The sequence below is a fragment of the Streptomyces sp. NPDC048211 genome, assembly GCF_043202315.1.
Classification (GTDB): Bacteria; Actinomycetota; Actinomycetes; order Streptomycetales; family Streptomycetaceae; genus Streptomyces.
Genome location: NZ_JBIDAD010000042.1, coordinates 1 through 10124, shown reverse-complemented (window position 1 = coordinate 10124; position 10124 = coordinate 1). Strand labels below are relative to the sequence as shown.

Below are 10124 nucleotides of genomic sequence, written 5' to 3'. Positions count from 1 at the left end.
TCGCCGGCGTCGGCGGTGATGAGGGTGGAGAGGATCTTCACGGCGGTGGTCTTGCCCGCGCCGTTCGGGCCGAGCAGAGCGAACACACTCCCGGCGGGGATGGAGAGGTCGATCCCGTCGAGGACCGTCTTGTCGCCGTACGACTTGCGGAGACCGACGGCGGAGACGGCGGGCGGCGACGGGTGACCGTCACCCTTTCTGGATGTGGGCATGACAGATGAAGGCATGGTGCCCTCCCGTTCGGAGGCTGAAAGCGGCTGGGGGACTGGGCTGAGGAGCGGGGGTCAGCGGCCGGCTCGGCGAGCCGGGGCCGGCCGCCCCGGGGTCAGGCCTTGGCGCGGCGGATGTCGATGTTGCCGAAGCGCGTGCGGGCGTGGATCCGGACGGTGTCCTCGGTCTTCGCCGGGGACTCGGAAGCGCTGAGGGTGTTGCGTACCTGGCCGGCCCCGGAGTTGACGTCGAGCCAGGCGGCCGTGCCCTCGCGGACGCCGACCTCGATGGCCCCGTAGTTCGTCTCCAACTGGACCGTTCCGTGGGCGACTTCGATCACGCGCAGGGTCCCGGACGCGGTGGTGGCGGTGACCGAGTCCTCGGCGCGGGCGATGTCGATGTCGCCGTTGGAGCCGCTCACCCGCAGTTCACCGGTCGCGGCACCGACGGTCGTGGTGCCGTGCGAGTTCTTCAGGACGGCGGGTCCGTCGAGGAGGCCGACGCGCAGGCTGCCCGAGCTGGTGGTGATCTCGGCCTTTCCGTCGACGTGGTCCACGGTGATCGATCCGTGCGACGCGGTCAGGTGCAGTGGGCCGGTCGAATCGAGGCGGACGTCGCCCGCCGAGGTCTTCACGCGGACGTCGCCCAGCCGGCCCTCGCCGAGCACCTGGGCCCATGCGCCGGTCACGTCGATGTGGGAGCCCGTCGGCAGCTCGACCGTCACGTCGACGGTGCCCGTGCGCCCGATCAGGTAACGCTGCTTGGGGGTCCGGATGGTCAGTACGCCGCCGGCGTAGGTGACCTCGGTCTGCTCGGCCGCCCGGGTGTCCTGCTCCTTCCCCGTGTCGCGGGGCCGCGCCTCGACGACGGTGTCGGGGCGGTCGCCGGCGGTGAACTGGATGGAGCCGGCCTCCACGTGCGCGGTGACCGAGATCGCTTCGGGGGTGTCGAAAGTAGGCATGGCTGTCCCGTCCTCTTGAGTGCTGAGAGCGTCCCCGCAGGTGGGACGTGGTGTGGGTGAAGTGGCAAGCCCTAGCGCACCCAGCCCGTGTAGCCCTGTCCGAGCGCCTGGCTCTTCTCTGTCGCACGCGGCCCGGCGCCACCGTCGACCGCCGCCGACACGGCTCGTACCAGCCATGCGTTGACCGACAGGCCCTCGCGGGTCGCGGCCTCCTCGGCGCGCGCCTTGAGGTGGGCCGGCAGGCGCAGGTTGACGCGGGCGGTGCCGCCTTCCTCGATGTCCACCGGGGCCTGGGTCCTGAGCGGTTCGGTGGGCGCGGCCGGCTCCATCGGGGCGACGCCGGTGGCCGGCAGTGTCACGACGAAGTCGGGGTCGAGTCCACGCAGCCGTACGTCGACCGAGCCCGGGGCGATGTCTCGGGTGATCTCATCCATCGCGGCGGAGAGCACGTTGAGCATCGTCAGCCGGGTCGCCGACTCCAGGGGGGCGGTAAGCCTCTCCGCCAGCGCGCGGGCTTCGTCGCCGCCGGCCTCGGCAGCCACCGCAAGTTCGCGGCGGAGGGTGTCGACATACGGGGTGAGGTCCATGACGCCATGATGGCACCATCGTGGCGCCATATGCAAGCTGTGCGGCACATTTCTCGGCGCCGCTACGAAGGGGATTGCGGTGATACCGCTCTGAGCTGCGCAAACGACATGACTGCCGGTCTGGAGGGGGAGTGGTGCCAGAGAGGCTCATTGGCTTCCTGCGGCGCGATGTGGCGCTGAGTGGCACCATGTGGCGCCACCTCACGCCGGTCGCGGCAGCGCGCCGACGGCAGCCCGTACCCCCGCGGTCGGCGGCATGCGGAGCCGATCGCGCCGCTGCGGGCTGTCGCCGTCAATCGCGCGTCAAGGCTCGGGCGTCCGGGATCAAGGGTCCGCCAACGGGCACGTCCGGTCCGGCGGGCGCGGGCATAGCGTCGACGACATGCCCCGGGCCCGCCAGGAGACCGGGGCGAGCCACCCGTCTCCACAAGGAGTGTCATGAACGACAGCCCGTGCGCCGAGGACCTCGACCCCCTTGATGCGAACCGGGCCGGAACACTGTTCGTTCCGGCCCGGCCGGGGCCGGCGGGCTACAGCGCCCGCCTCTTCCGTACACCTCTCGGCGGCCGCACCGCAGTCGCCTTCACCGACGAGCGCCGGCTGACCCGCACCCTCGGGCAGCAGCAGGGCTGGATCCGGCTCTCCGAGCCGGCGGTACGCGCGCTCGTCGCGCCCCTGGGGATCGTCGACCTCACGGTCGACCCGCTGCTCGCCGCCCCCGGGCCCGGCGCCGCACCCGCTGCCGGGCCCGGGGACGGCCGTACGGCGGGCAAGCCGCAGCGCGAGCACCGTCCGGCAAGGGATCCGCGACCCCTCGAAACGCGGCGCGTGAGCAGCGCGGCGTCTCTGTCCTCATCCGCCTCGTGACCGGCCGGGAGAACACCATGAACCCGACCCTGCCGGGCCTGTCCGCTGCGACACCGGTGCCGGCCGTGCCGCACACGGTCCCTGTGCCCCCCGAGCCGCCGGGCCGTGCCGCCGGCCTTTCCGTCTGGCCCGCGTCCGCCCGGCTCACCTCCCGCGGGGACGTCGCGGTGGGAGGCGTCTCCCTGGTCGAGGCCGCCGAGCGGTTCGGGACCCCGGTCTACGTCCTCGACGAGGGTGAGGTGCGGGAGCGGTGCCGCACGTATCTGCGCGCCTTTCCGGACACCGACGTCGTGTACGCGGCGAAGGCGTTCCTGTGCCGCGCCCTCCTGCACTGGGTACGGGAGGAGGGGCTCGGTCTGGACGTCTGCTCGGCGGGCGAGCTGGAGTTCGCCGTCACCAACGGCTTCCCTCCCGACCGCATCGTCCTGCACGGCAACGCCAAGAGTCCGGACGACCTGAGCACCGCGCTGCGACTCGGTGTCGGACGGATCGTCATTGACAGCGCGTGGGAGATCGCCCGGCTGTCCGCACTCGTCGCGGACGGCTCCCGTCAGAAGGTGCTGGTACGCGTGATCCCCGGCATCAGCGCGGGCGGCCACGCCGCGATCCGCACCGGCACGGACGACCAGAAGTTCGGGCTCTCCCTCAACGACGGCAGCGCCCAGCACGCGGTCACCCGGATCCTCGGCCAACCGCGGCTGGAACTGGTCGGACTGCACTGCCACATCGGCTCACAGATCACCACGGCCAAGCCCTACCTGACCGCGCTGCGGCGCATGGTCGGGCTGCTGGCCCGGATCCACCGGCAGCACGAAGTCGTGCTGCCCGAGCTGGACATGGGCGGCGGGCACGCCGTCGCCTACCGGCCGGGCGACGAACCGCTCGACATCCCGTCCCTCGGCACCCGCCTCCGCCGCGAACTCGCCACGAGCTGCGCCGCCGCCGGCATCCCCACGCCCCGGCTCACCGTCGAACCCGGCCGCGCCCTGGTGGGGCCCGCAGGCGTGGCGCTCTACCGGGTGCTCGCCGTCAAGCGCACCGGCGGCCGCGTCTTCGTGGCCGTCGACGGCGGAATGAGCGACAACCCGCGGCCTGCGCTGTACGGTGCCCGCTACGCGCCCCGGCTCATCGGCCGCCGCTCGACGGCCGAACCCTGCACGGCCACGGTCGTCGGCCGGTACTGCGAGGCGGGTGACGTGCTCGCCGCCGATGCGGTGCTGCCGGGCGACGTCCGTCCCGGAGACCTGGTGGCCATCCCGGTCGCGGGCGCCTATCACCTCTCGATGGCGTCCAGTTACAACGCGGTCGGCCGCCCGCCCGTGGCCGCCGTCCACGAGGGCCGCGCCCGGCTGTTGATACGCCGTGAGTCCCTCGCCGACATCAACGGCCGCGACATCGGGCTGTGACCGGGGTTCACGTGACGTGTCTCGTACGGGCGTGACGTGCCGCGTACGGGGCGGGACGCCGTCCGCTACTTCGTCGCGCCCTGGGCGAAGCCGTTGTAGATGTAGCGCTGGAGGAAAAGGAAGATGACCAGCGTGGGCACGATGACGAGAACCGCCCCGGCCGAGATGCTCTCCCAGTGGGCTCCGAACGGCCCCTTGAACCGGAACAGGGCGGTGGAGACCGTGCCGAGTTCCTGGGAGGGCATGTAGAGGAAGGGGATGTAGAAGTCGTTGTAGACGGTGATCCCCTTGATGATCACCACGGTCGCGACCGCCGGCTTGAGCAGCGGGAAGATGATCTTTCGGTAGATCGTGAAGGAGTTCGCCCCGTCCAGCCGCGCGGCCTCGTCGAGGGACACGGGGATGCCGCGGATGAACTGCAGGAAGATGTAGATCGACACGATGTCCGTGCCCATGTAGAGCAGGATCGGGGCCCAGCGCGTGTCGAACAGCCCGAAGCTGTTCACCACCTGGAAGGTGGCGACCTGCGTGGTGACTCCGGGCACGAGGGTGGCGATCAGGAAGAGACCCATGACGAGCTTCTTGGCCCGGAAGCGGAAGCGGTCGATGGCATAGGCCGTCATCGACCCGATGACCACGGTGCCGGTGAGGGAGAACAGCAGGATGAACGCGGTGTTGCCGAAGGCGGTCAGCATGTGGCCGTCGGAGAACGCGGTCGCGTAGTTGCTGAAGTTCAGCCAGTTGCCCGGCAGCGACAGTGCTCCGCCGTCCGAGGCTTCGCGCGACGTCTTCAGGGAGGTGAGGAAGATGACGGTGAGCGGGAGAAGCACCACCAGTGAGGCGACGACGAGAGACAGGTAGATGAACGTCCGACCGGCGCGGCCGCGCCGGCGGACGCGTCGCGGGTCCGGCACGGAGCGGGCGGGGGCGGCGGTCTGCGGGGCCGTGGTCATACGAGGTCCACCTTTTCGTCGGGCACGAGACGGCGCTGGATCCAGGTGATCAGCAGGATGATGAGCAGCAGCACCACCGCGGCCGCAGAGGCCAGCCCGGTCTTGTTGAACTGGAAGGCGAGCTTCACCGTCTGGATGACGAACGTCGACGTGCCGGTCGCACCGTTCGTCATGATCCAGGGGATCTCGAAGACCGCGAGCGACCCGGAGATCGCCAGGATGACGCTCAGACTCAGTACGGGCCGGATGCTCGGGGCGATGATGTGCCGGAACTGCTGCCACCGGGTCGCGCCGTCCAACTGGGCGGCCTCGTAGAGCTCGCCGGGGATCGACTGGATGGCACCGAGGAACAGGACGAAGTTCAGGCCGGTGAAGCGCCAGACGGAGACGCCGGCGAGCGAGGTGTTCGCCGATGCGGGGTCGCCCAGCCAGGCGTGGCCGGTGTCCGCTCCGAACCAGGACAGCACCGAGTCCAGAGTGCCGCCGTCCTGGAAGAAGTACAGGAAGACGAATCCGATGGCCACGCCGTTGACGAGGTAGGGGAAGAAGAGCAGGCCCTTGAACAGGTTGCGGAACCGCAGATCGAAACTGAGCACCGTGGCGAAGTACAGCGCGATGGCGATCTGTGCCACGGACGCGGCCAGGTAGTAGAAGCTCACGAAGAACACCCGGAACAGCTCGGGCCGGGTGAAGATCTGGACGTAGTTGTCCACTCCGGTGAAGTTCCGGTCAGGGCTGATCCCGTCCCAGTCCGTGAAGCTGTAATAGATCATGTTCCCCACGGGTACGTAGGTGAACGTGATCAGCAGGACCAGTGGCGCCGCCAGGAACAGCCACGGGGTCGCGCGGCGGAGCAGTAGCCCCCGGGCCCCGCGCCCTTGAGGGTCTGGGCCGCTCCTCGTCGTCCTGCGACGGGAGGGCGCCGCGCGATGCGTCCGCACGCTCGCGGCCTCGGTCGTCTCGGTCATATCGGGCCTTTCGTCGTCCGCTTCGTCATCCCGTGTGTGTGGGAGGGCGGGGCCCGGCCGGTGTCGTGCGGCCGGGCCCCCCTCACCGGTTCAGGAGCCCTCGGTCTTCGCCGCCTCGTCCCACCTCTTGTCGAGGTCGGCGAAGTAGTCCTCGAGGCTGCCCTTCTGTGCTCCGCGGGCGATGTCGATCAGCTTCTGGCGGTAGTCGGGCTTGTTGAGCCCGATCTCGGCGGCGTTGTCGATGTCGTTCACCGCGCCCGTCTTGCCCTCCGAACGCTCCACGAAGGTGACATCGTTGTCAGTGAAGTCCTTCAGGGTCGCGGGCATGGGGGCCGACTTCAGGGTGGGGACGGCCCCCTCCTTCGCGGAGTAGCCGGACTTCTCGGTGAACCAGTCGATCCAGGCCCGGGCCGCTTCCTTGTGCTCGGAGTGGGCGTTGACGGCCTGCTGGTAGTCCGACACCAAGGTGGCGCACTGTCCGTTCTCCCGCTGGAGGGGGACGGGCATGAAGCTGATGTCGTCGGGGTTCTTCCCGGCCTTCTCGGCGGCGTCCTTCATCTGGGTGATCGACCACGAGCCGACCATCATGGAGCCGATGCTGCCCTTGGCGAGCATGCTCTTGGAGGCTTCCCAGTTGGTGGTGCTGGGGTCCTTCTCGGAGAGCCCGTCCTTGACGATGTCGTACAGCAGGGTGTCGATCACCCCGAGTTCACTGCCCGGCTTCCAGGGGGAGACCGGCCCGGCGAGCTTGTCGTTGGCTTCCTCGCTGCATGTGACCGAGCCGATGTTGCTGCTCCACTGGACCAGCGGCCAGCCGTCCTTGAAGTTCGTGTAGTAGGGGGTGGCGCCGGTCTTCGCCTTGATCGCCTTCAGTCCCGCGAGGAACGCCTCCGGCGAGTCGGGCCAGGCGGTGATGCCGGCCTTCTTCCAGACGGCCTTGTTGTAGACGAAGCCGTTGGCGGTGCCGAACTGGGCGATGCCGTAGACCTTGCCTCCGACGGACGTCTTGTCGCTGAAGCGGTATTTGTCCGACATCTCGATCGACGAACCCAGCGGGGCGAAGAACTTGGGGTAGTCGTTCTTGGAGACCGCGGCCGGGATCATGAGGACGTCGCCGTAGTCCTCCGTGTTCATCCGGATCTTGACCTCGCCCTCGTAGTCGGTGAGTCCTTCGAACTTCACCTCGACCTTGGGGTAGATCTTGTTGAACTCCGCGGCATAGGCGTCCATGGCCCCGCTCTGGACCAGGTCCGTCCGCTGGGTGAGGACCGTGATGGTCCCCGTCGCCCTGGCCGGGTCGGCGGGGGCTTCGGCCGTCTCGGTCGAAGGCGCCCCGCCGCCGCTGCAGCCCGTCACGGTCAGTGTCGCGACGGCCAGAAGTGCGCCTGCGAGCGTCTTGGTCTTCCCCATGTGCCCAACTCCTTCAGATGGCGGATCAGGTCTGCGGTGGGATGTTGGCACTATGGCAGGAAGCATGTGAACCGGTAAAGCTAAGATTTCCTTCACGATGCCTAATCGTTACCAGTCGATGCATAGGGGCAGGTCACAAGCTTCACTTACGCGCGGAGCGTGGCGATCTCGTGACTAGACCGGTTTATGGACAGTGATCGACGGGCGAGCTAAGTTGTGCGGCGTCATACATCTGCCAGCGTGCGTACCGGGCGATTGGAGCCGCACATGAAGGACGTCACCCCGCTCACCGAAGGCTGGACCCTGCGTCACGGACAGGACCGGCTGCCGGCTCAGGTCCCTGGCTGCGTCCATACCGATCTGCTTGCCGCCGGAGTCATTCCGGACCCCTTCCTCGGTCTCAACGAGACCGAGGTCGCCTGGGTCGGACGGCGCTCGTGGACCTACGCCACCGACGTTTCCCACGACAGCCGGCACGAGCGCACCGACGTCGTCTTCGAAGGCCTGGACACCGCTGCGCGGATCGTCTTCGGCGGCCGCGAGCTCGGGACGACCCGGAACATGCACCGCACCTACCGGTTCGACGTCACGGGGCCGCCCGGCCGGCTGGAGGTTCACTTCGCCTCCGCCTACACCGAGGCCGAAGCGGTACGCGCGACCACCGGGGACCGCCCCAACGTGTATCCCGAACCGTTCCAGTACATCCGGAAGATGGCCAGCAGCTTCGGCTGGGACTGGGGACCGACGCTCGTCACCGCCGGCATCTGGCGCCCCGTACGGCTGGAACACTGGTCGACGGCGCGTCTCGCGTCCGTCCGCCCGCTCGTCACCGTCGACGAAGGCACGGGAAGCGTCGAGGTCGCCCTACAGGTCGAGCGCACCCCCGCAGGCGCGGACACGATCCTGCTGGCGCGGGCCACGGTGGCCGGGGAAACGGTGGAAACCCGCTTCGACGGCGACGAGGCCGTGCTGCGCCTGACAGTCGACCGGCCCAGGCTCTGGTGGCCGCGCGGTTACGGGGACCAGCCGCTTCACGACCTCGACGTCACCCTTCTCGACGAGGAGGGCGAACTCGACACCTGGCACCGGCGCATCGGGTTCCGCACCGTCGAACTCGACCGCACCGCCGACGCGCAGGGCTCGGGTTTCACCCTCGTCGTCAACGGTGAACGGGTGTTCGCCCGCGGCGTCAACTGGATCCCCGACGACGTGTTCCCCTCACGCGTCACACCCGAGCGCTACCGCACCCGGCTCGGCCAGGCCGCGGACGCCAACGTCGACCTGGTACGCGTCTGGGGCGGCGGCATCTACGAGGACGAGGCGTTCTACGACGCCTGCGACGAACTCGGCCTGATGGTCTGGCAGGACTTCCTGTTCGCCTGCGCGGCCTACCCGGAGGAGCAGCCGCTGCGGGGAGAGATCGAAGCAGAAGCGCGCGACAACGTTGTCCGGCTCATGTCCCACGCCGGCCTGGTCCTGTGGAACGGCAACAACGAGAACCTCTGGGGATTCCGCGACTGGGACTGGGAGCCCGGACTCGCGGGAGACTCCTGGGGCGAGGGCTACTACCTCGGCCTGCTGCCCCGTCTGGTCGCCGAGCTCGACCCCACGCGGCCCTATGCCGCGGGGAGCCCGTGGTCCGGATCATGGGACCACCACCCGAACGACCCCGACCACGGCACGTATCACTCCTGGGAGGTGTGGAACCGCCAGGACTACGCCGAGTACCGCGCGAACGTGCCGAGGTTCGTCGCCGAGTTCGGATGGCAGGCCCCTCCGACGATGGCCACGCTCCGGCGCGCGCTTCCCGGCGAGAACCTGGCCCCCGACTCCCCGGGCATGCTGCACCACCAGAAGGCGGAGGAGGGCAACGACAAGCTCAACCGCGGCGTCGCGCGCCACTTCGTGCTGCCCGAGGGCGACTTCGACCGGTGGCACTACCTGACCCAGGTCGTCCAGGCGCGTGCCGTCGCCGCAGGCATCGAGCACTGGCGCTCCCACTGGCCGGTGTGTGCCGGCACCGTCGTCTGGCAGCTCAACGACTGCTGGCCGGTGAGCTCCTGGGCGGCCGTCGACGGGGACGGCCGCCCCAAGCCGCTCCACCACGAACTGCGCCGTGTCTACGCGGACCGGCTGCTGACCCTCCAGCCCGCCGAGGAGGGGGGCCTGGTCCTCGCCGTCGTCAACCAGGCCGCCACACCATGGCGCACCGTGGTGACACTGCGCCGCCTGGAGGCCGACGGCGCGACGGTCAGCCACAGCACGCACGAGGTGACCGCGGCCCCGCGTTCCGTCGCTCGGCTCCCGGTTCCTCCCGGGCTGGTGCCGGACGAGCGCACCGCCAAGGAGTTCCTCGTCGCCGACGCCGACGGCCTGCGGGCGACGCACTTCCCCGTGCCCGACAAGGAGTTCGCCTACGCGCAGCCGTCCTTCGGGATCGCGGTGGAACCTGTTCCGGGCGACGGCGGTAAGGTCGACGTCGTGGTCAATGCGCACACCCTCGTCAGGGACCTTCTGCTCCAGGCCGACCGGCTGAGCCCCGATGCCGCCGCCGACCGCGGTCTCACCACCTTGCTGCCCGGCGAGCAGGTCCGGATCCGGGTCACCGGCTGCGGCCATGTGACCACGGACGACGCAGCAGCTGCCTTGTTCTGCGCGGACGCGAGATGAACGGTCCGGCGCGTATCACCATCAAGGACGTCGCTGCCCGGGCCGGTGTGTCCAAGGGTGCGGTGTCGTTGGCGTTCAACAACAAGCCCGGT

The 10124-nt window shown here is 69.4% G+C and carries 10 protein-coding genes; 4 read left to right on the top strand and 6 right to left on the bottom strand.

Annotation, left to right across the window (positions count from 1 at the left end; translation table 11 throughout):
* The 3 genes from ACGFZA_RS42275 to ACGFZA_RS42265 form a co-directional block, all read right to left on the bottom strand.
* A partial coding sequence (locus ACGFZA_RS42275) for an ATP-binding cassette domain-containing protein (RefSeq protein WP_393686422.1) occupies positions 1-212 on the bottom strand: 212 nt, incomplete at its 3' end.
* 113 nt (positions 213-325) lie between these two features.
* Positions 326-1171, bottom strand: a complete 846-nt coding sequence (locus ACGFZA_RS42270; protein ID WP_393686420.1) for a DUF4097 domain-containing protein — start codon at positions 1169-1171, stop codon at positions 326-328.
* 71 nt (positions 1172-1242) lie between these two features.
* Positions 1243-1758, bottom strand: coding sequence for a toxin-antitoxin system HicB family antitoxin (locus ACGFZA_RS42265; RefSeq protein WP_385289094.1), 516 nt, complete (start codon positions 1756-1758; stop codon positions 1243-1245).
* Between the two features lie 438 nt (positions 1759-2196).
* Here ACGFZA_RS42265 and ACGFZA_RS42260 point away from each other — a divergent pair, with 438 nt between their 5' ends.
* Complete coding sequence (locus ACGFZA_RS42260; protein ID WP_393686418.1) at positions 2197-2625, top strand: SAV_915 family protein; 429 nt, start codon at positions 2197-2199, stop codon at positions 2623-2625.
* 17 nt (positions 2626-2642) lie between these two features.
* Positions 2643-4031 carry a diaminopimelate decarboxylase gene (gene lysA, locus ACGFZA_RS42255; RefSeq protein ID WP_393686416.1) on the top strand — a complete coding sequence of 463 codons (1389 nt, stop codon included), beginning with the start codon at positions 2643-2645 and terminating at the stop codon, positions 4029-4031.
* A 65-nt stretch (positions 4032-4096) separates the two neighbouring features.
* Here the strand turns inward: lysA and ACGFZA_RS42250 are convergent, their stop codons facing one another.
* The 3 genes from ACGFZA_RS42250 to ACGFZA_RS42240 all read right to left on the bottom strand — a co-directional run bounded on the left by ACGFZA_RS42250 (position 4097) and on the right by ACGFZA_RS42240 (position 7362).
* A complete protein-coding gene (locus ACGFZA_RS42250; protein WP_393686413.1) occupies positions 4097-4984 on the bottom strand; it encodes a carbohydrate ABC transporter permease in 888 nt (295 codons plus the stop codon).
* On the bottom strand, positions 4981-5952 hold the full coding sequence (locus ACGFZA_RS42245) for a carbohydrate ABC transporter permease (RefSeq protein ID WP_393686411.1): 972 nt from the start codon (positions 5950-5952) through the stop codon (positions 4981-4983). The genes ACGFZA_RS42250 and ACGFZA_RS42245 overlap by 4 nt, the downstream gene beginning before the upstream one ends.
* Positions 5953-6042: 90 nt before the next feature.
* The gene (locus ACGFZA_RS42240) at positions 6043-7362 is read right to left on the bottom strand and encodes an ABC transporter substrate-binding protein (protein WP_393686409.1); all 1320 of its coding nucleotides are present in this window, start codon (positions 7360-7362) and stop codon (positions 6043-6045) included.
* A gap of 267 nt (positions 7363-7629) precedes the next feature.
* Here ACGFZA_RS42240 and ACGFZA_RS42235 point away from each other — a divergent pair, with 267 nt between their 5' ends.
* Both ACGFZA_RS42235 and ACGFZA_RS42230 read left to right on the top strand, forming a co-directional pair.
* Positions 7630-10032: a glycoside hydrolase family 2 protein gene (locus tag ACGFZA_RS42235; RefSeq protein WP_393686407.1), complete on the top strand. Its 2403-nt coding sequence runs from the start codon at positions 7630-7632 to the stop codon at positions 10030-10032.
* A partial coding sequence (locus ACGFZA_RS42230) for a TetR family transcriptional regulator (RefSeq protein ID WP_393686424.1) occupies positions 10029-10124 on the top strand: 96 nt, incomplete at its 3' end. The genes ACGFZA_RS42235 and ACGFZA_RS42230, both read left to right, overlap by 4 nt.